We start from the raw sequence: 25,203 nt of genomic DNA on the forward strand, positions 1-25,203 counted from the left end.
CTGAAAAACGTGTAGGCCTTTTCTCTTTCGATATCCCTGCCAGGACACTTGGGCTTTCGCCCATTACTGTCTCTTGGCCCGAATCTGCGCGCCTGTGCGGCGCAACTCTGAGTGATTGCCATGAAATTCGCAGCGATTGAAGACGCACGCCTGTTCCTCGACCAAAACCCTGATATCGACATGATCGAGCTGTTCATTCTCGACGCCAACGGAGTGCCGCGCGGCAAGCTGTTGCACCGTGAAGAACTGCTCGCCGTTTACGAAAGTGGTCGGCCGCTGCCAAGCACCATCCTCGGTCTGACCGTGCAAGGTGAAGACGTTGAAAACTCCGGTCTGGTCTGGGACGTCGGCGATATCGACTGCCGTGCCTATCCGTTGGAAGGCAGCCTGGTGCGCCTGCCATGGCGGCAAATTCCGACCGCCGCCGTGCAAGTCAGCATGCACCCGAAGGAAGGCATGCCAGCGAGCATCGCCGACCCGCGTCACCTGCTGATCAAGGTTATCGACGGTCTCAAGGCCGAGGGTTATCACCCGGTGATGGCCTGCGAGCTGGAGTTCTATCTGCTCGACGCCAAACGCGATCACAACGGTCGTCCGCAACCGGCACTGGATGCCGACGGTGGGCGACCGCGACACACACAGGTCTACGGTTTACGCGAGCTGGAACAGATCGAACCGTTCCTCGCCGACCTCTACAGCGCCTGCAAACTGCACGGTATTCCGGCGCGCACGGCGATCTCCGAATATGCGCCGGGACAGGTGGAAATCACCCTCGAACACGGCGACGCGCTGGAAGCGATGGATCAAGCGGTGCGCTACAAGCGTCTGGTCAAAGCGGTCGCACACAAGCACGGCATGCAAGCGACGTTCATGGCTAAACCGTTCGATGATCTGGCCGGCACCGGCATGCACATGCACGTCAGTCTGGCGGATGCCGAGGGGCGCAATCTGTTCGCTTCCGAAGACCCGGCCGGCACGCCGCTGCTGCGCACGGCGATTGGCGGCATGCTCGCGTCGTTGCTCGACACGCTGTTGATGTTCTGCCCGAACGCCAACTCGTACCGCCGCTTTCAGGCCAATAGTTACGCGCCGTTGGCGCCGACCTGGGGTGTCGACAACCGCACGGTCAGCCTGCGCGTACCCGGCGGCCCGGCGAATACCCGCCACATCGAACACCGCATTTGCGGCGCCGATGCCAACCCGTATCTGGCAGCGGCGGCGATCCTTGCCGGCATTCATCGCGGCATTAGCGAGAACCTTGATCCGGGCGCACCGGTTGAAGGCAACGGCTATGCGCAGGCGAAGGAATTGCTGCCGACCGATTGGCTGACCTCGTTGCAGGCGCTGGAGAAATCGGCATGGGCGCGGGATGCCTTGGGGCAGGAGTTTCTTGGCGTGTATCTGGCGGTGAAGCGTGCCGAGTATCGGCAGTTCATGGCTGAAGTGGGTGAGCAGGATTGGCGTTGGTACCTGACCGAAGCCTAAACCCTCACCCATAACCCTGTAGGAGTGAGCCTGCTCGCGATAGCGACCTGTCAGTTAACAATGATTTGCCTGACACACCGCTTTCGCGAGCAGGCTCACTCCTACAAGGGATCGCGTACCGACCTTGAAATTTGTGGACACTGACATGACCGAACGCTGCAATTCCTACTACACCGCCACCCTCAACCAGGACACCGACTACCCGACACTGCAAGGTCGGCACACGGTCGATGTGGTGATCATCGGTGGCGGGTTCACTGGCGTTGCCACCGCCGTCGAGCTCGCCGAAAAAGGCCTCAAAGTCGCCATTGTCGAGAGCAACAAAATCGGCTGGGGCGCCACCGGACGTAACGGCGGGCAAGTCACCGGCAGCCTCTCCGGCGACGGTGCGATGCGCAAACAGATGCACGCGAAACTCGGCGATGACGTCGACGATTTCATCTGGCACCTGCGTTGGCGCGGACACGAAATCATCAAGCAACGCGTGGCGAAATACGCCATTCAGTGCGACCTCAAACACGGTCATCTGCACGCAGCCTACAAGCCGAGCCACATGCCCGATCTGCGCAACGACTACGAAGAAGCCGTGCGGCGCGGGCTCGGCGATGAAGTCAGCCTGCTCGACCGTAGCCAGGTGCGCGATCTGCTGCAAAGCGACCTCTATCACGGCGCGATCAAGAACACTCGCAACATGCACCTGCACCCGCTCAATCTGTGCATCGGCGAAGCGCGGGCAGCGGAATGTCTCGGCGCGCTGATCTTCGAAAACAGCGAAGTGCTGGAGATCATTCATGGCGATAAGCCTGGCATAAGAACCGCTCACGGCCAGATCGACGCCAAGCAAGTGATGCTCGCCGGCGACGTCTACCACAAGCTCGAACCGGGCAAGCTCAAGGGCAAGATTTTCCCGGCGATGGGCGGCATCGTCACCACCGCGCCGCTCGGTGATCTGGCCAAACAGATCAACCCCGAAGACCTCGCGGTCTACGACTGCCGCTTCGTCCTCGACTACTACCGCCTCACCGCCGACGGTCGCTTGCTGTTCGGCGGCGGCGCCAACTACAGCGGCAAGGACTCACGCGACATCGCCGGCGAACTGCGCCCGTGCATCGAGCAAACCTTCCCGGCGCTCAAAGGCGTACAGATCGATTACCAGTGGAGCTGCGCGATGGGCATCGTCATCAACCGCATTCCGCAACTGGGTAAACTCTCGGACAACGTCTGGTACTGCCAGGGCTACTCCGGCCACGGCATCGCGACCACGCACATCATGGGCGAAATCATGAGCCGCGCGATCACCGGGCAGATGGAGCAGTTCGACACGTTTGCGGGTTGCCAGCACATTCGTGTGCCGATGGGCGATTTGCTCGGGAACCCGATGCTGGCTGCGGGGATGTGGTACTACCAGATGCTCGAAAAGTTGCGTTGAACCAACACCTTCCCTTGTAGGAGCTGCCGAAGGCTGCGATCTTTTGATCTTGTTGTTTAGAATCAAAATCAAAAGATCGCAGCCTTCGGCAGCTCCTACAGGAGGCGGCTTCAGTCTTGTAGTTGCTCCACAACAATCCCCAACCGTCGATAATCCTCAACACTCCCCGACGCCACATGCCGTTCGGTAATCAGCGTATGCAGGCGCGTACAAGGCGCCACCACAAACGGCTCCACCGCGCCCAACTTGTCCGCCGTAGTCACGGCAATCACCCGCGTCGCGCCATCGAGCATCGCCTGCTTCACCGGCACTTCATCAAAATGCAGCGAAGTAATCCCCACCTCCGGATGAATCGCGCAGACGCCGGTAATCGCCAGATCCGCCTTGATCCCCGCCAGCAAGCGCAGCGCCTCATGCCCACCCGCCGACATCGTTCGCGGATTCAACGTCCCGCCTGCCAGAATCACTTTCACACCCTTGAATTCCGCCAGCGCAATCGCCGTCATCGGCGCAGCCGTCACTGCCGTGATCTGGATATCCGCGCGCAGCGACCGCGCGACCTGCAACGTCGTCGAACCGGAATCAAACAGCACAATCTGCCCGTCCTCGACCTGCTGCGCCGCCAGTTGCGCCAGACGGATTTTCACCTCATCGGTCTCATCCAGCCGCGTGAAGTAATCCTTGCCGGAATCTTTCGGACGCGGCAACGCCCCTCCATGAACCCGCTGCACGAGGCCGGCGTTATCCAGCTCGGCGAGGTCGCGGCGGATGGTGTCTTCGGAGACGGCGAAGTGTTGGCTCAACTCGGAGGCCATGACTTTGCCGTCGCGTTCGAGCAGCAGGAGAATTTTTTGCCGGCGCAATGAAGGCAGTTCGGCTGCGGAATGATCGTGCATGTATTTGCCTGTTTATGCTTGTAGTTGCAGGTTTCTGCGAGACTAGCGAAACCCTCGAGCAAACACAAACCGGCGGGTATCAATTACTTCGATCATTGCAATCAACAAGGCGAATTTTTTCTTTGCTTTCAGCCTGTTCAGAATGGCCCGACTTTAAAAGGCTCAGGATGAACACCTCATGAATCTCAATTTTGCGTTTGCGTGCATGATCGTCGTGTCGTTTGCGGTGGCTCTCGGTCACGCCTGACAGCATCTCAGACCGACGCCAACAGGTGTTCACGAAGCCATTTGTGCGCCGGATCGCGATGCGCGCGTTCGCCCCAGAACATCGCCATTTCGTAACCGGGCACTGGCAGCGGTGCGTCGACCACTTGCAATGCCGGATTGCCGCGCACCAGACGTGACGGCAACATCGCCACCAGATCGGTGCTGACCAGCACCGACATCGCCATCAGAAAATGCGGCACCGACAGCACCACTTTTCGTTGCAAACCGACCTCGGCCAACGCCTTGTCGGTCACCCCGAAAAACCCTCCGCCCTCCCGCGACACCAGGACGTGTTCCAACGCGCAGAACTGTTTGCGCGTTGGCACGCGCTGCAAATCCGGATGACCGACGCGACCGGCCAGCACATAGCGTTCGGTGAACAATGGCCGCGAGTGCAACTCCAGCGGCGCGTCTTCGCTGATGTGCAGGGCGATGTCGAAGACGCCCTGCTCCGCCTGTTTCACCAACTGCGCAGGTGTCAGATCGATCACGGCCAATCGCGTGCCCGGTGCCTGTTTACGTAATCCGCTGAGCGCCGGTAGCACCACCGTCGTTTCACCGTAATCGGTGGCAGCGACTTTCCAGGTGTGCATCGCCTGCGCCGGATCAAACGCGCTGGCCGGCGCGACCGCCCTTTCCAACGCCTCCAACGCTTCGCGCAACGGCTCGCGCAATTCATCGGCGCGCACCGTCGGGCGCATCCCGCGCGGCCCGGGCAGCAGCAACGGGTCGCCAAAAATGTCGCGCAACTTGGCCAGATGCACACTCACCGAGGGCTGCGACAGGTTCAGCCGCTGCGCCGCGCGGGTGACGTTGTGCTCGGACAGCAACACGTCGAGGGTGAGCAGCAGATTGATATCGAGGCGTCTCAAATTATTCATGGCTATACCAGACATATCAGACATTCATTTCCAATATACCGCTTGAACGCCGATCCTGCCGTCATTCAGCCAACGGAGCTACAACATGAATGTCTTACTGGTTTACGCCCACCCTGAACCGACTTCCCTCAACGGCTCGCTCCGCGACTTCAGCGTCCAGCGCCTGCAAGCCGCCGGCCACACCGTGCAGGTCTCCGACCTCTACGCGATGAATTGGAAAACCACCCTTGACGCCAACGACGCCCCGGAGCGCGACACCACAAAACCGTTCCACGCCTCGCTCGACTCAAAAGTGGCGTACGCCGAAGGCAGCCAAGCCGCCGACATCGCTCGCGAACAGGAAAAACTGCAGTGGGCCGACGCGCTGATTCTGCAGTTCCCGATGTGGTGGTTTTCGATGCCGGCGATCCTTAAAGGCTGGGTCGAACGCGTCTACGCCTACGGCTTTGCCTACGGCGTTGGCGAACATTCCGACAGCCGCTGGGGTGAGCGTTATGGCGAAGGGAAAATGCAAGGCAAACGGGCGATGTTGATGGTCACCACCGGCGGCTGGGAATCGCACTACGCTCCACGCGGGATCAACGGCCCGATGGACGATCTGCTGTTTCCGATCCAGCACGGGATTCTGTATTACCCCGGTTTTGAAGTGGTGCCGCCGTTCGTGGTGTATCGCACCAGCCGCATGGATAAGGCGCGCTATGCCGAGACGTGCGACGAATTGGGCCGTCGACTGGATGAATTGTGGAGTACACGGCCGATTACGTTTCGCCAGCAGAATGCCGGAGAGTACGAGATTCCGGCGTTGACGTTGAAGGATGATATCGCGCCTGGCATCGACGGTTTTGCCGCGCACAGACGCTAGCCTGCTCGACAGCCTAAGCGGGACGTCGTCGCAATGTCTCCAGTACATCGATCGCCATCCGCTTCTGGATCGATACGCGTGAATAGTCCTGCATGAACGTTTCACGCGTGACTGGCGCAAGGCTCAAACTGAGCAAGGCTTGAACCGCGCCTTCGATGTCGCAGGGTTCAAAGACCGAGGCGTTGGAAATCTTCGCTTGAGTAAACCGCGCCGAATACCCCGCCAATCCGGCAAGTATTGGCTTGCCGGTGGCGGCGTATTCGAAAAGCTTCGAAGGGATGACTCGACGGAACGACTTGAACGAGTTCAAGTGCAAAAACAGCACGTCGGCATCCTGATAAAACTTAAGCAACGCCTTGCGCTCGACCGGCGCAATAACCTCGACGTTGGTGACACCACGAAGCTTTAGCGTCATCTGCAGTTTTTCCAACGCACCGCCGGCGCCGATGATCGTGAAGCGCGCCACCCCTTCAAGCCTTTTCGCCATCTCCGGAAGAATAAGGTGCAGCCCTTGCCCGGTGCCAATATTGCCGGCGTAGACCACACGGATCAGTTGCCCGCTCGGTGCCACGGCGACGTTGCCGGGCAACTGTTTGAAGAACATCTCGTCGACGCCATTGGTAAACGTCGAGAAATCGCGCGCGGGATAATGCGCTGCGAAATAACTCAGAAACCCCGGAGAAATCAGATTGACCCGCGACGCCTGGCCAATCGTCAGGCGTTCGATTCGGGAGAAAATCCACGCGGCCAATTGCCCGAAACGGCTGGGAAAAAGCTCCGGCAAGGTATCGACGAAAATGTCGCGGATATCCAGGTAAAGCGGCGTCTTGATAAAGTATCCGACGCACGCGCCCAACGCGGCAGTCATCAACCGCGAAGACGATGCCACCACCAGATCGTAATCCTTGCCCTGAACAGCCTTACGCACCCCGAGCGCATAAAAGGCGAATGCCCGGGCCTGATCCAGCAAACCACTTTCATGCATCGGCAACGGTATGCGGCGAACCGACAGGCGCGGAGACTCTTGCAGTTGCGCCGCTGCAGCACCGAACGAGTGATAGCGATTGGGCTGAGTCGTGACGACGTCGACCTGAACATTGTCGCCAGCATTGGCCAGCAATGCCTTGACCAAGGCATCGATACGGAACGAACCTGCGGCCAGATCCGGCGGGTAATAAAAGCTCAGAACCAGAATGCGAACGGTCATGGTCGCGCCGTGACGCTGCGCAATTCATCGCACCAGACACGCTGATAGAGATCCGTCAGCAAGACTTCCTGCTCTTCCCAGTTGGCGTGCGCCGAGGCTTTCGCCGAATTGGCCGCCAGCGCGGCACGAAGCTCAGGATCGTTGACCAGCCGTTGCAGCGCGCTGGCCAGCGCCTCGTCATCGCCTTCGCGCACCAGCAAACCATTGTCATGCGCACGAACGATCCGGCGAATTTCCGGCAGATCGGACGCGACCACAGGCAACCCGGCAATCAAATACTCGAACAGTTTGTTGGAGTCGGTGGTGAAGTGATTCAGGCAGGTGTTTTCGATCGGCTGCACACCGATGTCCGCCGAGGCGGTGTAATCCGGCAGGTCTGCCAACGCCACCGTCGGAATGAAATGCACCCGCTCCGTCAGCGCAAGTTGTTCACTGAGCGCAATCAGCGACTGCGTCAAACGTCCACCACCGATCAGCACGAAGTAGGCATTCGGCACCTTCGCGGCAATTCTCACCAGCCGTTCCAGCCCGCGGCCCTGCTGCAAACCACCCTGATAGACAATGATTGGCCACAACTCGGCGAGCTGCAATTGATCGCGAATTCGCTGCGACGGCCGCGAAGGGGTCAGACGCGGACGATTCTGCAACACCACCGGACGTGGTATCGAGTAAGCCCGGGCGAAAAACTTCGCCCGCGCATCCGTCGTCGTGATCGTCCCCTGAACCCGGGGCATCAACAGCTTTTCGACCACACCGACCAGTCGCCGAAAACTGTTGTAACCCTCACGGCTGGTGCTGATTTCGTGCGCGTCGTAGATCACCTTGGCGCCGCTGACCTTGGCCGCAAGCCAGGCTGTCGGCAAGGTATTTACGTCATGTGCGTGAACCACGTCGGCGCGGTGCAAAGCCATGCGGGTGAACAACACCGCGTGCGTCCACAAACGCGCAACTATGCGCAGTACTTGTTTGGTCGGGCTCAGGCGACCGATCTTTGCCGTATGACCCGCCGAGCTGGTCGCCGCCGATGACACCGCCCTGCCCTTGCGCCATTTCCACAACGGGCTGCGGGCCACTCGCGAAACCGCAATTCCGCCGTCGAGAATTTCCTGTTCCTGAGTAACGCCGGGGGTGTGCAAGGCGAACACGGTGACGTTATGGCCGGCACGCTGGAGCGTCTGTGCTTCTTTGAGCACTCGGGCGTCGTTGCGGAATTCGTTCCAGACGATCATTGCAATGCGTGACACGGGCGAATTCCTTTACTCGGCAGTAGTGGTTTCAAGCGATTGAAAGTGTTCAAGCAGGTCAGGTAGAAGCGCCAATGCATCGTCATAGCTGCCCCGCGCGCACAAGCGCTCAAAGGCATACGCCAACGCACACACCATGATTGCCGCACTGGGCACGTCGGCCAGCGATTCGCGGGATGCCTTCGCCTGATTGATTGCCCGCAGGAACTTCACGCGATCAATCACCAGCCAGTTAGCCCCGGTCGGCTCAATCTTCCAGTTCGGCCAATGACTGGCGCACGCCTCGCCCGAGTCGGAGAGCAACAGCGTGTTGGGATTGATATCGGTGCAGACCAACTGCCTCGGCAAACCTGCAATGAGTGAAACGATACCGGCGTAGTGATGCTGGAACTGGCGCACCAGCGGTGCATTGTCCTTGGAGACCACCATGCAGAAATTGGCCAGCAACTCCTCGGTCAGTCGTTGCTCAAGATAAGTGTGCGAACGGCCAAACTGCTGAACCAACCCTTCTTCCGGTTCCAGGGACATAAGTTTTCGCGCGAGCGTGATCAACCCGGGGCCTTGTTCGTGCTGCAGCACTTTACGGAAACCATCGCATTCGAATACATGGCAGTTGAATTCATGCACGGTGGTTGCACCGACGAAGCGCAACGAGGGAATAGCCGTCATATTCTGCAGCAGCACACGTTCGCGTTTGGCCAGAAAAACCGTAGAACTGTCGAATAGCTTGAACAGGAATTTTTTCTGTTCACCGTCATCGTTGGAGAACACCGCTTCAAAAGAATAAATATTGGGCTGCGCCAATTGGCTCCACGCACTGGACACCATTCTCTGAAAATCACCTTGAAGCGACGTCATCGCCTCAGCCATCCAGACTTTTCTACTATCTTCCGTCAATAAGCGTTTTATTTCCGGGGTATAAACGCTGCTCGTCGAAACCAAAGGTTTATCATGAAAAAACATCGCATTGATCTGACGATACTGCGACCGCAGCGAAATCACGTCTTGAATCATTGTCGTCAGTCGGGACAACCCCTGCCGCAATAACAAAAGCGCGATTAACGCGGCAAATATCTTCGGCGGATTGAAATAAAGATAATCGGCGACCATACAGAAAAACGCGATCAGAAAGCCGATGGATGACAGCGTAGTCAGGACGTCCGAATGATGAAGCTGAATCAGTTTGCGCACGGTGGGTTTGCGATTGTACAAGGCAATCAATGCGCTTCCTGCCGCCGCACTGTAGAGCAACACCACGAAGACCAACGAAGGATAGATAAACAGCAAGATAACGAAAACAATGGCAACGAACGTTCCCGCTGCCAAACCCCGTGTAAACTTCGAGTACGCTTGCGCGGCGATTTTGCGCTGATTGTCAAACAGACTCAGTTTGGCACTGTTCTTCAACAGTTTGTTGGCGCCGCGTTTTGAATAGTAGGAAATCACAAAACAGGCGATCACATACAGAACGTAGCAGATCAACGCCAACACACTGAAGGCGATGATCAGATGGGTTTTTTTCAGATTTTGCAAATACAGCGGAAAGTAGTGCGGTATTTTCTCGCTGCCAAGAAGAATCAAAACCTTCAACGGCAAGAAAAACGTCAGCAGCAACAATACTTGTGAAAACAAATGCGCAGCCTGAACGGTCAAGGTGGTAAACGGCACCACCCTGACGAACTTCCCGCCCAGCGAATAACACCAGCCCAACGCAGTTTTTATAAGGCTCTGGAGACTCGCCATCACTCGAGCGTTTCCAGGCTTGAAAAAATGGTCATATTCGCTGCCACCCTATCGCCGGAGCGGGAAATTCCGTCAGTCATTCTCAAGACTCGTTAACTTTCCAATAAATGGAAACTCGCGAGCCTGGCGCCTTGGCGTCTGCCTGAGCGGTGTAGAGCGCACCGATAACCGGCCAGTTTTTCTTGTAGTAGTGAACTTTGTACACGGCCTCAGACTGCTCGACGATTTTACGGCGATAGCCCAGTTTATTGAGTTCCTTGGTGATCATTTTTTCGGCGTCTTTCGTGCTGTAGTCCAGCGCGATGTTATTGACTTTCAATGCGCCCTGCTCACCCGGCTTGCTGTATTCCCTGACCAGGGTTCCATCAACGCTTAAATTAATCCCCTCGCCCAGCGCCACGTCAACGGAGTTACTATTGCCACAGCCTGTCAGCGTCAACACGGCCGCCAAAATCACACATTTAATCTTCATATTGTTAACTCGATAATTCCACTATTGATGCAAACATCATTTCTTTATAGAACCACTGTGCCCAACAGGACAGCGCTGGCTGTTTTATGTTTTAGGTTTCAACCCGCAAGCACTGACTCGATTTAGCCGCCCTCAATTCATGCAACATAAACAAGTAATAATCATCCACGTAGTGAAACGGACTGATCCCCCACTTATGCTGTTCGTTTCCGCAGATCATGCTTGAAGGCGGGCTGACAAACTGCTGCGCAGACAAGTCACAGGCCATTCGCTCATACAGGCGCATCAGAAATGAATTGGACTCAGCGATATACGCGGCTTGAAACTGGGGACTGAAGTCATTCCCAGCGCTTGTTTGCGAACTCCACAGCGTTCGATTAACGACGACTTTATTGAGCTGCCCGGTCTCTTTCAAAATACTGACAAATCGTTCCCACCCTGCCTCCCAAAGAGCAAAAAATTCTTCAGACCCCGACTTTACCAAGGTTCCGGTTTCAGCCTGCGGATCAAAACCAGCACTGCGTAGCTCGTTGGAAACCGTGAACAACGCACCTTCGTCTGTAACAAAGACATTGAATCGCTCATCAATCAAGTCAATCAGAAACAGATCGAATGACTGCTCCCGTATCGAATGCTGAAGGCTTTTCTCCAAGTCTGCTTTGACAATCGCCGCCTGAAAGCCTGATTGCAAATTCGCGCTATAGGTATCAACACCAGGCTTCGCTGCAAACGCGCTTGCAAAAGAACTGCGCGCGTAATAGCCCACCAATGCAATCGCTTTTTCGACGTCGAAATTCAGCACATCGCGGCTAACGCAACTGCCAAAAATCATAAGCCTCACGGCCTCATTTGCAGCCTTGGCACTGACTGCTGGATGGGCGTTGACCTCAGTCACTGCACGCCCTCTTCAATGGCAACCAGCTCACGCGCAACAACTTTCATCATTGCCGTCTGTTGTTCAACACGCTGACGCGCTGACTTCGACATCGCAGCGAACAGCTCAGGCCTTTCGATAAGCTGCGTTACGCCTTCAGCCATGGCCAGGTAATCGTCTGCCGGAGCCAATACGCCGGCATTACTGTCCAAAAATTCCGGAATCGCGGCGATCGCATTGGTGACGGGAACGAGTCCCGACGACATCGCCTCATCGCGCGAAACACCTTGTGTGTCCATTCGACTCGGGCAGAAGAACAGGCCGTACTCCTTGTGGAGTTTGGCGATATCCGCCTGTTTCAGATAACCGCGTTCGATGCGTACGTTGGGGTATTTACGCAGTGGCGAAAGGGTCTCTTCGAACAGTGGGCCGTCGCCCATCATTAGAAACTCAAGCTCGTTAAACCAAGGTTTAAGGGCGAGTTCCTGAATGGCTTTAACGCTTAAATCATTTGCGTAGGTGCGCGACGCATAAGGCCTGATCGAAAGGATTTTCTTGCGCTGTTCGACCGGTTTTTCCTGATAGGAAAACACCTCTGTGTTGATCGGATTATGGATGATCTCGTACTGCTCCTCTGGCAGTCGGAAACCGAGGTCTTCCATTACTTCTTCGGCAAAGTAACGGGAGACGAATACCAGTTTCAGGTTCGCCGGCATCGGCTGCAGCAGGTCGCGCCAGAAGCCCAGGCGTTTTTCGCTGTCAAGTTTCGCCAGCTGCAGCTGTTCTTCGGTGTTGTAGTTGTACTCACGACGCCACCACGGTTGAATTTCAGCACCGTGCACCCAGACGATTACTTTGGTTTGGTGCAAGTACTGACTCAGGATTTTCCACATGTCCGCGTCAAGGAAGTGCACCAGAACGGACTTGTATTGACCCTTGTCGAGCATCTTCGCCAGCGTTGACTTCGACCCGGTCGTCACGTTGATGTTTTCGAACTCGTGGTAACTGACCGACTCGTTCTTGCGCAGGCGGAACACATCCACCTCAAGCCCGCGCTCCTGATAAGCACGGACGCGAGTGTGAACGAAGCCATTGCGGTACAAGTCGTCATAAGCGGGATAGTGATTCGTTACCAGCAAATGTTCGGCTTTGGTCAACATGTCCGAAGGCTGCAGATCCCGGTGTCCCAGGACGAGTGCCTTGATTTCGGCGTGGCCATTGGCATAAACGCGTACACCGAGGCGGATGAACGCCGCTTCTGGTGGTATTTGTGCCGTGTGGTTGCGATTGGCATGTTGCATGACATGGCTGATGCGCTGCTTCTCGGCATCAAGAAACAGAACCACCAACTGCACGTTCAGACCAGGCGTGACGTCCAGATACAACTTGAGTTGATCGCCCTGCACGAACTGCTCGACACGCAAATCCTGCTGCGAATAAATGTATTCGTGCTTTCCATCAGCCAGTTCCGAAATCACGTGCCAGTTATCGAACTCCACAGATGTCTGCACGCCTTTACTGCGCGTGGGGCCAAAGAGTTCAGCAAGACCGCGCCCTGAGATTTCGGGGGCAATATGCTCCTCGATAATAGGTTCAATGGCTTCGGCATGCGCTTGAAGCTCGTCGATGCTGATACCGGCATGCAGTTTCAAATCATCAACAGTTTCACGCAGTTGGGCATCATCGATTTCCACTGCATTTCGGCAATAGTTGAAAGCATCGATGCTCAGAATCTGATCGTGGCGATACTCAAGATGTGGCAGCGATAGCGCCCATTCATTCAACTGCTCATCAGCTTGCAGCCAGGTACTGATGATCGCACTGCGCGCCGCTATTGTTGCCGCAGGGCGATATTGATGTTGGTCATTACTTAACTGGATACCGTGTGCGCCGTTCTCGTAGAAGGTGCTTTTACCAATCACTTTCGCTTGGCTGTAACGGGTCGCCAGTACCAGATCGAGCAAATAGTTCGGGCCGTAATAGTCCATGGCGAGCATGCCCGCCAGCATCGGCGCGTCCAGCGCAATCTCTGCCAGCGTTTTTTTGCCGGCTGCTTGCGCAGTGATCAGCGACACGCGCGGATCATCGATTGCGTCAGTGGCGCAAAGTGCATCGCGCACCACGATGGTCATCCGCAGATCGCGGTACGTCTGGCGCTGTAAATGGCCGACCAGCGCCAGAAGTTCTGCTTTATTGGCGGCGCTGGCAATGATGCAGACTGGCGGCAAGACATTGGCCGGCGCTTGGCCAGTGACTTTGCTCATTACGTAATCGAGGCGCTGAGCATAGGTATGCTCTTGCATGACTTTTCGCAGAGCAGCCAAACGCAATTTGCCGCTGTTGATCTCCTGACCGGCCAGGGATTCAAGACGACGCACCATCTCCAGTCCGTCGTCAGTAGTCACCACCAGATCGCCAAATAACAACCGCACACCCCGTGAAAAATTGCTCACGGTGATCGTGTTGCAACCGAGCAGCTCAAACACACGACGGGCAAACATCGATTGCGACTGCTTGATCGAATTCAAGTTGATCGCGTAACGGTAGCCTTTGTAAGCGGTGTCGATTTGATCAAACTTCAGTGTGCCGACAATGTAAGGTCGGTATTCGACGGGAAACTGGTAATTAGGATCGCTCTTCTCGAAATTGCGGTCGAAAATCTCCAACGGTCGGAACTTCGGTAATTCGCGGACGAAGTTCCCCAGATCGCGGGTACGCTCCGGATAACGCGCGTAGTAAGCACCCGCGAAGCAAAAAGCATCTTTACGCTCGTACAGTTCAATCGGGTTGTGTATGGCTGGCTGGCACGCGAACGGCAGCAAGTACACACGCTCATGACCTAGCGCGCCTTTGTAGCGATGGATGCAATCGATGTCGGTGGTGAAGACGAAATCAAACTGTTTGGCCGTGGTCAGGAACGTTTCAAAGTGCACCGGATCTTCTTTGTTCCAGAACACGGTGGGAACCTGACGATCTGCACACCAGGCCAGGATGCTTTGCAACTCCTGCGAGTTGTGACCGACTTTGCTGCCCCACAGCTCATCCTTGCCGCGCCAGGCCGATTCGATAAACAAAAGCTCAGGCTGGAAGTCGGCGATTTCCGCCAGCCAGTTTTCCGGCGTGAGCTGGAGCAGATTGCATTCGTACCGGTAGGAGCCGTAAGTGAACTCGTCCATCACACAGGCGACTTTCAAGTTCGTTCTCGGCTGATTGACCTGATTGATCAAGGTGCTGCGAATCTGCTCACAGGTTTCGATAACCGCCGGCGGCGTATGCGGCTCGCCTGACAGCAAAACCGGGGCAATTGTCGCGGGTACTTCCTTGTCAAAACCGATGTTCTTTTGAGTTGCCTGTTTGCGCTGTTTTGCCGCTTTGCGATAAAGATTGAACAACGCTGAAGGCAGGCGTACCAGACCGCCCAACGAACTGGCGTTCGACTTGATCTGATACCCCAACTGGTAAGTCATGCTGGAGCGAGTCTTGATCAGACGCTGTTCGGCAAGGTGGCGCTGGGTATTGGCGCGTTCGAGATTGCTGTTGAGCTCCTCGATTTTCTTTTGCTGGACGGTGGTCTTTTCCAGCAAGGAAGCGAGGTTATGCTTCAAATGCGGAATCTGCTTGCCAGTGACCTCCTTGTACTTCTGATTGGCTGCGTCCAGCCAATCTTTGGAGGCACCCAACTCGCGCTCGAGCTCTGAACGAATTTCCAGCCATTGCGCTTGCGTTGTACTCAGCAATTGTTCGGCAGATTGATGGCTCGCTTTCTCGTGGAACAATTGTTCGGCAAGTAGATCGCGCTCTTTTTGAGCCTGTTGCTGAAGATCATCGATCTGCAGTTCCAGCGCCTGCCGCAGAGAACGCTCGTCTTCAAACTGACGACGATCCAGCAGCGACTGATCAATCCTGACCTGAAGATCGCTTTCGAGATGGGCAACCTGAGCACGACACTCGTCCAGCTCGATGGCGAGTTCGCGAGCGTGTTGCTCATGCACATGCAGCGCTTGCTCACGGGATTGGGCATCAACCGTGAGTTCTTCGACGCGTGCCAGCAGTGCTTGCCGGGTCTGTTCAAGGTTCGCGCACAGTGCTTCACTTTGCAGTCGCTGTTCTTCTGACTGCTGAGCGGCTTCTTGCATCGCCGCGTGGAGCGCGTCGAACTTTTCGACTTGCAACGTCAACGAATGTGCCTGTTCCGTAGCGAGTCGGCATCTGCCATTCACTTCATCAAGGTGCTGCTTGACCTGCGCCAATTCAACCAGCGTTTCTTCATGAGCCGCCAACGCACTCTGGAGTTGAGGGACTTTTTGCGCTTCGGGTTTAAGCACCGCAATTTGCTCTGTCGCGGCGCGATATTTGGTGTTGGCTTCGTCGAGGTGTTGCTTGACCTGCGCCAACTCAGTCAGGGTTCTTTCATGCGCCGCCAAAGCGTTCTGCAGCCCGGCAACTTTCTGAGCTTCAGGTTTGAGCACAGAAACCTGTTCTGTGGCGGCACGGTATTTGGTATTGGCTTCGTCAAGGTGTTGTTTGACCTCCGCCAACTCAGCCAAAGTCTTTTGATGCACTGCCAAAGCGTTTTGCAGCCCGGTAACTTTCTGCGCTTCGGGTTTGAGCAGTGCTACTTGTTCAGTAGCCGCACGGTATTTGTTGTTCGCCTCTTCCAGTCGCTGTTTGACGCTGGAAAGGCTGGAATTGAGACTTCGCTCGACCGCCTCAAACGCTTTCTCCAGGCCCTGGATGTGCTCGACACCCAGATTCAAATCGGAGGGCGCGCGACCCTCTTCGTCTTTCTGCGCAACCATGCCCAGCCATTTACCCAGCACTTTGACTTCGCTGATACGCAAATGCTTGCTCAGCATCCGGTACGGCGCGAGCAGGTAAAAGGTGTGTTTGTGATCGATGAAATCGTTGACGCCAAACGGTACGGTGATGATCAACCGCCCACCCGGTTTGAGCAGCGACGCGGCTTTCTCAACGAACATTTCCGGACGCACCAGGTGCTCCAGCACTTCACTGATCACAATCGTGTCGGGCTCCGCCACACTGGTATCCAGTGAGAGGAAGTCGGCGTTGACGTAAGTGATCTTCTGCTGCACATGCGCAGGTTCTGCCTGCAGATAATCCAGCGCCTCGGCAATGGCCTGCGGGCTGGTGTCGACACCGGTGACAGAGCATCCTTCGCGCGCCAGCAACAACGGCACGATGCCCTGCGAACAGCCGACATCCAGCACTTGCTTGCCGGACACCTGCGCGCAAATCCAGTGGATGCGCGTTTGGGTTTCACGCATGAAGTGCTCACCCAGCTTTCCGTAATAAGCTTCCATGACTCGGTCATGAATGTCGGCCAGAGGCGCCGTTGCATCCGTGTGCGAAGCCATTTCGGCCAGCTGGGTACTGCTCATCATCAATACTCTTTTCAGGCCGCGAACACGCCGGCGGCATCAATTACAACGGCGTTGTCACGCACGCAGGCCATCTTTTTGAATTCACGATGCTTGACCAGCAAAACGTGAATGTGCGCACTGTCGTTGGCGTAGGCGCTATCGACCAGTTGGTGCTGCGCCAGGTCCGCAGGCAATGCCTCGATGTTCGGCTCAACCAGCATCAGTTCGACGCCAAGTTGCTCACCCAGCTGGCGGGCGATGTGCAACGAAGGGCTTTCGCGCAAGTCGTCGATATCCGGCTTGAAAGCCAGGCCATAGCAGGCGACTCGAACCTGGCGCGCAGCCATGTCCGGGTGCTTCAGCAGGAACTCGGCCAACGCCAGTTTGACCTGCTGGATAACCCACTGCGGCTTGCTGTCGTTGACTTCGCGGGCCGCGCGAATCAGTCGCGCCAACTCTGGCGTGCGGCTGACAATGAACCATGGATCAACCGCGATGCAGTGACCACCGACGCCCGGGCCTGGCTGCAAAATGTTGACGCGCGGGTGGTGATTGGCCAGTCGAATCAGTTCCCAGGTATTGATGCCGAGTTTCTCGCAGATCATCGACAGCTCATTGGCGAACGCAATGTTGACGTCGCGGAAACTGTTTTCGGTCAGCTTGCACATCTCGGCGGTGCGGGTGTCGGTGATGATGCACTCGCCTTCAACGAAAGCACTGTAAAGACGCACAGCGGCGTCCGAGCACTTCGGGGTCATGCCGCCGATAATCCGGTCGTTCTCGACCAGTTCACGCAAGACATGACCAGGCAACACGCGCTCCGGGCAGTGGGCGATACGGATGTCCGAATCTTCGCCATGGGTTGCCGGGAAAGTCAGATCGGGGCGCGCCTCAGCCAGCCACGCGGCCATTTGCTCCGTAGCACCGACCGGGGACGTCGATTCAAGAATCACCAGGTCATTTTTCTTCAACACCGGCGCAATCGATTTGCTCGCCGCCTCGATGTAACTGAGATCCGGCACGTGGTTTTCTTTGAACGGCGTCGGCACCGCAATCAAAAACGCATCAGCCGGCACAGGCGTCATCGACGCACGCAAATAACCTTCGGTTACGGCGGCGTGTACCACCATGTCCAGCTCAGGCTCGACGATATGAATCTCGCCACGGTTGATGGTATCGATCGCCTTCTGGTTGACGTCGATGCCGATCACTTTCTTGCGACGCGAAGCAAAAACAGCAGCGGTTGGCAGACCGATATAACCCATACCGATCACGGAAATTGTTTCAAAACTCATGCTGCGGCCTCGATCGACGCATTTACCCAAGTCAACAACGCTTCACGAATGTTTGCGCAGGCGGTGCCATCCCCATACGGGTTATGGGCGTAACTCATTGCTTCATAAACGGCGTCATCACTGAGCAATTCGCTCAGGTGATTGACGATGGAATCCACTTCTGTACCGACCAGTTTGACGGTGCCCGCTTCAACCGCTTCCGGACGTTCCGTGGTATCGCGCATGACCAATACTGGTTTGCCGAGTGCCGGGGCTTCTTCCTGAATGCCGCCGGAATCGGTAAGGATGAGGTGCGAGCGGGTCATCAGATAAACAAACGGCAGATAGTCCTGCGGTTCGATCAAGTGCACGTTGCTGATACCCGCCAGCAGGCGATTGACCGGTTCACGAACATTCGGATTGAGGTGCACCGGATAGACAAACTCCACCTGCGGAAACTTCTTCGCGGTTTCCAGCAGCGCGCTGCAAATGCGATCAAAGCCACCACCGAAGTTTTCGCGGCGATGCCCGGTGACCAGCACTACACGGTTGCCTTCGGGCAGGAAAGAAAACTGTTGCTTGAACTGCGCAAGTTGAACGGACTGCGGTGCATTGAGCTTTTGCACCACTTCCAGCAGCGCGTCCACGACGGTATTACCCGTGACATGGATGGCGTGCTTCTGGATGCCTTCGTTGATCAGATTCTGCCGCGACGTCGGCGTCGGCGCGAAATGCAGGGCCGCGAGGCTACCGGTCAGGCGACGGTTACCTTCTTCCGGCCAAGGCGAATACAGATTGTTGGTGCGCAGGCCGGCTTCGACGTGCGCGATCGGGATTTGCTGGTAGTACGCGGCAAGACTGGCGGCGAATGTCGTCGCGGTATCCCCGTGAACCAGAATGACGTCTGGCTTGAAGTCTTCCAGAACCGGCTTGAGCCCCTGGATGATTGCCGCCGTTACGTCAGTCAGGTCTTGACCCGGCTTCATGATGTTCAAGTCGTAATCGGGTTGCAGCTCGAACAGATCAAGCACCTGATCCAGCATTTCGCGATGCTGGGCAGTTACGCAGACGCGCGATTCAAACCGACTGTCCTTCGCGAGCTGGAGCGCCAGAGGTGCCATTTTGATGGCTTCGGGACGGGTACCAAAAACGGACAAAGTCTTGAGGGTCACTGGATATCTTCTTCTACAGATACGACGTTAAGCCTGGGCACAGTCGCTCGCGCGACAGACGGCAAATCCAAGGCGTGGCAATGCACACGGACGAAAAAAATGCGTCCGGATAATGAACAAAGGTCATATAAGGAGAGAGGCAGGTGTTACGCGTAGCAATCCATCGCCGCCAATCCAAAATCTGTGCAAAGGCTGAAGCAAAGATGAATAAAATTTCATCTTCGGCGCGGAGGCTACCACCAAGATGGCAGATTGACAGCCTGATTTTGATTTTGACAAGCGCCGGTAAGCGCCCGTAAAGGCTGGTATTTTTTGTGAAAAGCTTGTGAAAACGAATGCGCTGAAGGAATTTTCAGACGTTTTACAGGCATAAGAATTTTCTGAAAGCCGCGTAGGAAAAGCCCTACAGAGGAACCGCCTAATTCCTACAAGGTCTCCAGATTCGCGGAGAAGGTGATGCGAAAAAATGGCCGATTTGTTCAGAATTGAAATTATTTCAAATTGTAACAATTGCTTCATGATTTGGCCGAATAGGCATTTCGACCATCATCGGAAGATGAAAAACGCCGTGACAGCATTTTCGTCAAAAACTAATCAGACGGGCTAAACCGGGCTTTTCCGAGCGTCACAGGTGCGACTTGCCGCCGCAGACTGACACAAATAGACATAGTTCCCCTGCCTATCGGATGACACATTTCGTATTTTCATTTACGAAGTCGCCCCGCCCCGCGTTTATCCTTCGCTGCGACCCCCAGTGAAAACCCGATTGAACCTCCCTCTTCCGGACTGCCTCGAAACTCTAAAGCGCCCATTCATCGTTAGACGCGGCGCCCTCTTCGAGGAAATCCCGATGAACATTCGATTTCTGTTGCTGATCGCCACGTTTGCCATCATCCCGACTTGCGTCATGGCCGAGGGTTGCGACGTCCAGACCCAATCCTCCAGCGCCTCGGTGCCGGCCATCGAAACCCATAGCTGCTACGAATACGAAGGCATGCCGGTGAATGCCATCGACTGGTCGTGCAGCAACGAAAGCAAAGACATGCTCAGCAGCACAAAAAACAAAGTGGAACACTGTGCGGATCACTATCAGGCCGCGTGCATTGCGACCATCACTCAGGAATCGCTCGCCAACCCGCACTCCACCAGCAAGGACAAAAACGCCAAGGCGCTGAACATCCCCGACAATGCGCAAGTGACCACGTATTACTACGACGTTGAGCATTTGGCCCAGGCGCGGATTGATTGTGAGAATGGCGGCGGGCAGTGGAAGGCGAAGTAGTTAAACGTTGAAACTTTGATCGCTCGATTTGTGCCCACAAAAAAAACCGCATCGCTGCGGTTTTTAGTGTGCTCAGAGTGACTGGCTTAGAAGTTCGCCGGCGTGTTCGCACTGATGATCTCGGCTTCATCGGCGCCGATATTGCGGAACTTGTGCGGTAACGTGGTGGGAAAGTAGTAACCATCCCCCGCGCCCAAAACGCTCACCTGGCCGTCGACGGTCAACTCGACAGTGCCGCGCGTGACCAGCCCGCACTCCTCGCCTTCGGCGTGGACGATCGGCTCTTCACCGGAACTGGCGCCCGGCGCGTATTGCTCGCGCAGCAAGCGCATCTGGCGACTGGGCACCGAGGCACCGATCAGCAGCAGGCGCAGGCCATGACGGCCGAGATCCGGCTGTTCATTGGCGCGGAAGACGTATTGATGTTCGCGCGGCGGCTGGTCGAAGGTGAAGAAGTCGGCCAGGGACATCGGGATGCCTTCGAGCAGCTTTTTCAGTGAGCTGACGGAGGGGCTGACGCGATTCTGTTCGATCAGGGAAATGGTGGCATTGGTCACGCCGCTACGCCGGGCCAGCTCGCGCTGGGAGAGTTTGTAGCTTTCGCGTACTAGTTTGAGTCGAGAACCCGTATCCATGACAGCCTTATGTGAGAACGACTTAAGGGCGATGGGGGTGGGTGGCGGGTGACGCGCCGAGGGCGCGGATCACGTTGCTCCCGTGTCCCGGAACCGTGAAAGGCGGCTATTAAATCACGTTTGGTGGTGTTGCTCAGCAGGTTCGATGGACGGTGGGGCAAATGCACCCGCCGAAATCTGTAGGAGCAAGGCTTGCCCGCGAATGCGGTGTGTCAGGCGACAGGGATGTTGCCTGAAATGGCCCTTTCGCGAGCAAGCTCAGCTCCTACAAAAATAGCGGTGGAGCAGCCGAATCGTACATTCAGCACGATCTGCACATCATGTAAAAACCGGCGCGGTCTTGGCGACCGTCGCCGGGGAGGTAACTTTAGATGCCGAAACGGTCGCGCAGCGAGTAGTACACGGCGCCAAGAGCGGTCAACGGCGCGGAGAACGTGCGGCCGCCGAGCATTGGCATGTGCGGCAACGAGGCGAACGCATCGAAACGCTCGGCATCGCCACGGATCATTTCCGAGATCAGCTTGCCGGCCAGGTGCGAGCAGGTCACGCCGTGACCGCTGTAGCCTTGCATGTAATAGGCGTTTTTCTCGATGCGACCGAATTGCGGCATACGCGACATGGTCAGCAGGAAGTTACCGGTCCAGCGGTAGTCGATTTTGACGTCTTTGAGCTGCGGGAAGGTCTTGAGGATCTTCGGACGGATCAGTTGTTCGATGTCGTCCGGTTCACGCGCGCCGTAGACCACGCCGCCGCCGTAGAGCAGACGATTGTCGGCAGTCAGGCGGTAGTAATCCAACAGGTAATTGCAGTCTTCGACGCAATAGTTGTTGGTGATCAGGCTGCGCGCCTGCTTTTCAGTCAACGGTTCGGTGACAACGATCTGCGAGCCGCACGGCATGCTTTTCGCGGTCACGCGGTTGTCCAGACCTTGCGGCAGGTAGGCGTTGCCAGCGATCAGCAGGTACTTGGCGCGCACTTGGCCTTTGGCAGTACGGATAACGTTCGGCTCGCCATATTTGATTTCCACGGCAGCCGACTGCTCGTAGATCTTGCCGCCCAGACGCACGATGGCTGCCGCTTCACCGAGTGCCAGGTTCAACGGATGAACGTGGCCGCCTTGCATGTCGAGCAAGCCGCCAACGTAAGCGTCGGAACCGACTTCGCGACGAATCTCAGCCGCGTCGAGCATCTTCAGGTTGTTGTTGCCGTAACGTTCCCAGCCGCGTTTTTGCTCGGCCAGACCGTTCAGTTGTTTCTTGTTCATCGCTGCGAAGATGCCGCCCGGGCGGTAGTCGCATTTGATGTCGTAATCCTTGATGCGCGAACGGATGATGTCGGCGCCTTCGAAAATCATGCTGCCGAGGATCTCTGCGGTCTTGTCGCCATAGCGCGCTTCGATCACGTCGACGTCGCGGCTGTAGGAGTTGACCAGTTGGCCGCCGTTGCGACCGCTGGCGCCGTAGCCGACTTTCGCCGCTTCGAGCACCGTCACTTTATAGCCGGCTTCGGTCAGGAACAGCGCCGAGGACAGGCCGGTGTAGCCGGCGCCGATAATGCAAACATCGCAGTCCACCGCTTCTTCGAGAATCGGAAAATCGATGACTTCGTTGCGGGTGGCGGCGTAGTAGCTGTTGACGTGTTGCTGTTTCATGTTTGTTCTCCGAAGGTCGCCGATCACTGCCGGCGACCGCCGCGGTAAAAGAGTTAGAGCTTGATCCAGGTCGCTTTCAGCTCGGTGTACTTGTCGAACGCGTGCAGCGATTTATCGCGACCGTTGCCCGACTGTTTGAAGCCACCGAACGGTGCGGTCATGTCGCCGCCGTCGTACTGGTTGACCCAGACGCTGCCGGCACGCAAGCCGCGCGCGAAGGTGTGCGCCTTGCTCAGGTTGCTGGTCCAGACCCCGGCGGCGAGGCCGAAGATGCTGTCGTTGGCGATCTGCAGCGCTTCTTCAACGGTGTCGAAGGTGATCAGCGACAGCACCGGGCCGAAGATTTCTTCCTGAGCGATGGTCATCGCGTTGGTCACGCCGTCGAACAACGCCGGTTGCACGTACAAGCCGCCGGTTTCTTCGAGGGTGCGCTGGCCGCCGGCAATCAGCTCGGCGCCCTGCTCGCGACCGATGCTGATGTAGCGCAGCACGTTGTCGAGTTGACGCTGATCGACCACGGCACCGACGGTGGTGGCCGGATCGAGGGCGTGACCCGGTTTCCACGCTTGCAGTGCTTCCACCAACAGCGGAATAAATTGCTCGCGGATCGACCGCTCAACCAGCAGGCGCGAACCGGCGGTGCACACTTCGCCCTGGTTGAACGCAATGGCGCCGGCCGCTGCTTGTGCTGCCGCGCGCAAATCCGGTGCGTCGGCAAACACCACGTTCGGGCTCTTGCCCCCTGCTTCGAGCCAGACGCGTTTCATGTTGCTTTGGCCGGCATAAATCATCAGTTGCTTGGCAATCGCCGTGGAGCCGGTGAAGGCCAGCACGTCGACGTCCATGTGCAACGCCAACGCTTTGCCGACGGTGTGGCCGAAGCCTGGCAGCACGTTGAACACGCCTTTCGGAATGCCGGCATCCAGCGCCAGCTGCGCGATGCGGATCGCCGTCAGTGGCGATTTTTCCGAAGGTTTCAGAATGAACGAGTTGCCCGCCGCCAGGGCCGGGGCAAATTTCCAGCTGGCCATGATCAACGGGAAGTTCCACGGCACGATCGCGGCAACCACGCCGGAAGGCTCGCGGGTGATCAGGCCGAGTTGGTCGTGCGGGGTCGCGGCGACTTCGTCGTAAATCTTGTCGATGGCTTCGGCGCTCCAGCGGATCGCGTTAGCGGTCGCCGGGATGTCGATGCTCATCGAATCGCTGATCGGTTTACCCATGTCGAGGGTTTCCAGCAGCGCCAGTTCTTCCTGGTTCTGCAGGATCAGATCGGCGAAGCGAATCAGGATGCGCTTGCGCTCGGCCGGGGCTTTGTGCGCCCACACGCCGGACTCAAAAGACTGGCGCGCGACTTCAACGGCGAGGTTGGCGTCGGCTTCATCGGTGCTGGCCACGGAGGCGAGGAAACGGCCGTCGACGGGGCTCAGGCATTCGAAGGTGTCGCCGCTGATAGCCGGGCGATATTCACCGTTGATGAACGCGCGGGACTCGATGGTCAGAGACTGGAAGCGTTGTTCCCAGTCGTTGCGGGTAGTTGTCATTGTTGTGGCTCGACAAGGGGGAATTGGGGGTGTTGTCTGGCTGCGATGTCTGGCTTGGATGGCTGCCCTCACCCTAGCCCTCTCCCGGAGGTAGAGGGGACCGACCGAAGTGTCTTGGGATCTGCACCGACCTGAACGACCGAGTCGAATATGGATTCGGCAAAAATCGTTCAGGTCGGCGGATTGCCCGAGCATCCCCGAATCAGTCCCCTCTCCCTTTGGGAGAGGGTTAGGGTGAGGGGGTTTTTCAGACCGTATGCAGATACCAGTTGTACTCAAGGTCAGAGATCGAGTTTTCGAACTCGGCCAGTTCGCTTTCCTTGCACGCGACGAAGACGTCGATGTACAGCGGGTCGATGTACTTGGCCATGACTTCGCTGTCGTCCAGCTCGCGCAGTGCGTCGCGCAGGTTGTTCGGCAGGCTCTGTTCGTTCTGCTCGTAGCTGTTGCCTTCAACCGGCGCGCCCGGCTCGATCTTGTTGGTCAGACCGTGGTGAATACCGGCCAGGACAGACGCCATCAGCAAGTACGGGTTGGCGTCGGCACCGGCAACACGGTGCTCGATGCGCACGGAGTCCGGTGAACCGGTCGGTACGCGCACGGCCACGGTGCGGTTGTCGATGCCCCAGCTTGGCGAGTTCGGTACGTAGAACTGCGCGCCAAAGCGGCGGTAAGAGTTGACGTTCGGGCAGAGGAAAGCCATTTGCGCAGGCAGGGTCTCCAGCACACCGCCGATCGCGTGACGCAGCGCGGCGTTCTGCTCGGGATCCTCGCTGGCGAAGATGTTGTTGCCTTCTTTGTCCAGGATCGAAATGTGCACGTGCAGACCATTGCCCGCCTGGCCCGGATACGGCTTGGCCATGAAGGTGGTGTCCATCTCGTGGTCGTAGGCGATGTTCTTCAC

Annotated in this window: 18 protein-coding genes; 4 read left to right on the forward strand and 14 right to left on the reverse strand. The window is 56.9% G+C overall.

What is annotated here, in order from left to right; all coding sequences use genetic code 11:
• Positions 1 to 120 precede the first annotated feature (120 nt).
• Positions 121 to 1,485 carry a glutamine synthetase family protein gene (locus ACIOMO_RS06035; protein ID WP_401238987.1) on the forward strand — a complete coding sequence of 455 codons (1,365 nt, stop codon included), beginning with the start codon at positions 121 to 123 and terminating at the stop codon, positions 1,483 to 1,485.
• A 145-nt stretch (positions 1,486 to 1,630) separates the two neighbouring features.
• The gene (locus ACIOMO_RS06040) at positions 1,631 to 2,914 is read left to right on the forward strand and encodes an NAD(P)/FAD-dependent oxidoreductase (RefSeq protein ID WP_401238990.1); all 1,284 of its coding nucleotides are present in this window, start codon (positions 1,631 to 1,633) and stop codon (positions 2,912 to 2,914) included.
• 110 nt (positions 2,915 to 3,024) lie between these two features.
• On the opposite strand, the gene ACIOMO_RS06045 is transcribed toward ACIOMO_RS06040, so the two are convergent.
• Both ACIOMO_RS06045 and ACIOMO_RS06050 read right to left on the reverse strand, forming a co-directional pair.
• On the reverse strand, positions 3,025 to 3,810 hold the full coding sequence (locus ACIOMO_RS06045) for a DeoR/GlpR family DNA-binding transcription regulator (RefSeq protein WP_401238992.1): 786 nt from the start codon (positions 3,808 to 3,810) through the stop codon (positions 3,025 to 3,027).
• 254 nt (positions 3,811 to 4,064) lie between these two features.
• Complete coding sequence (locus tag ACIOMO_RS06050) at positions 4,065 to 4,958, reverse strand: LysR family transcriptional regulator (protein ID WP_401238995.1); 894 nt, start codon at positions 4,956 to 4,958, stop codon at positions 4,065 to 4,067.
• 85 nt (positions 4,959 to 5,043) lie between these two features.
• Here ACIOMO_RS06050 and ACIOMO_RS06055 point away from each other — a divergent pair, with 85 nt between their 5' ends.
• Positions 5,044 to 5,820, forward strand: coding sequence for an NAD(P)H-dependent oxidoreductase (locus tag ACIOMO_RS06055; protein ID WP_401238997.1), 777 nt, complete (start codon positions 5,044 to 5,046; stop codon positions 5,818 to 5,820).
• 13 nt (positions 5,821 to 5,833) lie between these two features.
• Here ACIOMO_RS06055 and ACIOMO_RS06060 read toward each other — a convergent pair whose 3' ends face one another.
• The 8 genes from ACIOMO_RS06060 to wecB all read right to left on the reverse strand — a co-directional run bounded on the left by ACIOMO_RS06060 (position 5,834) and on the right by wecB (position 19,187).
• Positions 5,834 to 7,027 (reverse strand): glycosyltransferase family 4 protein, encoded by a 1,194-nt coding sequence (locus ACIOMO_RS06060; RefSeq protein ID WP_401239000.1) that lies wholly within the window; start codon positions 7,025 to 7,027, stop codon positions 5,834 to 5,836.
• Positions 7,024 to 8,271: a glycosyltransferase family 4 protein gene (locus tag ACIOMO_RS06065; RefSeq protein ID WP_401239003.1), complete on the reverse strand. Its 1,248-nt coding sequence runs from the start codon at positions 8,269 to 8,271 to the stop codon at positions 7,024 to 7,026. The genes ACIOMO_RS06060 and ACIOMO_RS06065 overlap by 4 nt, the downstream gene beginning before the upstream one ends.
• Positions 8,272 to 8,283: 12 nt before the next feature.
• Positions 8,284 to 10,017 (reverse strand): hypothetical protein, encoded by a 1,734-nt coding sequence (locus tag ACIOMO_RS06070; RefSeq protein ID WP_401239005.1) that lies wholly within the window; start codon positions 10,015 to 10,017, stop codon positions 8,284 to 8,286.
• Positions 10,018 to 10,096: 79 nt separating this feature from the next.
• A complete protein-coding gene (locus ACIOMO_RS06075; RefSeq protein WP_053121071.1) occupies positions 10,097 to 10,486 on the reverse strand; it encodes a hypothetical protein in 390 nt (129 codons plus the stop codon).
• 91 nt (positions 10,487 to 10,577) lie between these two features.
• Positions 10,578 to 11,381 (reverse strand): DUF6270 domain-containing protein, encoded by an 804-nt coding sequence (locus ACIOMO_RS06080; RefSeq protein WP_053121073.1) that lies wholly within the window; start codon positions 11,379 to 11,381, stop codon positions 10,578 to 10,580.
• Entirely contained in the window at positions 11,378 to 16,759 is a 5,382-nt protein-coding gene (locus tag ACIOMO_RS06085; protein ID WP_401239008.1) for a glycosyltransferase, read from the reverse strand. The genes ACIOMO_RS06080 and ACIOMO_RS06085 overlap by 4 nt, the downstream gene beginning before the upstream one ends.
• A gap of 14 nt (positions 16,760 to 16,773) precedes the next feature.
• Positions 16,774 to 18,036: a UDP-N-acetyl-D-mannosamine dehydrogenase gene (gene wecC, locus ACIOMO_RS06090; RefSeq protein WP_401239010.1), complete on the reverse strand. Its 1,263-nt coding sequence runs from the start codon at positions 18,034 to 18,036 to the stop codon at positions 16,774 to 16,776.
• Positions 18,033 to 19,187, reverse strand: coding sequence for a non-hydrolyzing UDP-N-acetylglucosamine 2-epimerase (gene wecB / locus ACIOMO_RS06095; RefSeq protein ID WP_401239013.1), 1,155 nt, complete (start codon positions 19,185 to 19,187; stop codon positions 18,033 to 18,035). The genes wecC and wecB overlap by 4 nt, the downstream gene beginning before the upstream one ends.
• Positions 19,188 to 20,037: 850 nt before the next feature.
• On the opposite strand from wecB, the gene ACIOMO_RS06100 reads away from it, so the two are divergent.
• The gene (locus ACIOMO_RS06100; protein ID WP_053121081.1) at positions 20,038 to 20,469 is read left to right on the forward strand and encodes a hypothetical protein; all 432 of its coding nucleotides are present in this window, start codon (positions 20,038 to 20,040) and stop codon (positions 20,467 to 20,469) included.
• A gap of 86 nt (positions 20,470 to 20,555) precedes the next feature.
• Here the strand turns inward: ACIOMO_RS06100 and ACIOMO_RS06105 are convergent, their stop codons facing one another.
• The 4 genes from ACIOMO_RS06105 to ACIOMO_RS06120 all read right to left on the reverse strand — a co-directional run.
• Entirely contained in the window at positions 20,556 to 21,104 is a 549-nt protein-coding gene (locus ACIOMO_RS06105) for a cupin domain-containing protein (protein WP_053121083.1), read from the reverse strand.
• Between the two features lie 367 nt (positions 21,105 to 21,471).
• Entirely contained in the window at positions 21,472 to 22,755 is a 1,284-nt protein-coding gene (locus ACIOMO_RS06110) for an FAD-binding oxidoreductase (RefSeq protein ID WP_053121085.1), read from the reverse strand.
• 53 nt (positions 22,756 to 22,808) lie between these two features.
• Positions 22,809 to 24,299 (reverse strand): aldehyde dehydrogenase, encoded by a 1,491-nt coding sequence (locus ACIOMO_RS06115; protein WP_159812435.1) that lies wholly within the window; start codon positions 24,297 to 24,299, stop codon positions 22,809 to 22,811.
• 247 nt (positions 24,300 to 24,546) lie between these two features.
• On the reverse strand, positions 24,547 to 25,203 hold a 657-nt coding region (locus ACIOMO_RS06120), incomplete at its 5' end, for a glutamine synthetase family protein (RefSeq protein WP_401239019.1).

This window comes from Pseudomonas sp. NPDC087804, from assembly GCF_044742965.1.
In the GTDB taxonomy this organism is placed as follows: domain Bacteria; phylum Pseudomonadota; class Gammaproteobacteria; order Pseudomonadales; family Pseudomonadaceae; genus Aquipseudomonas; species Aquipseudomonas rustica.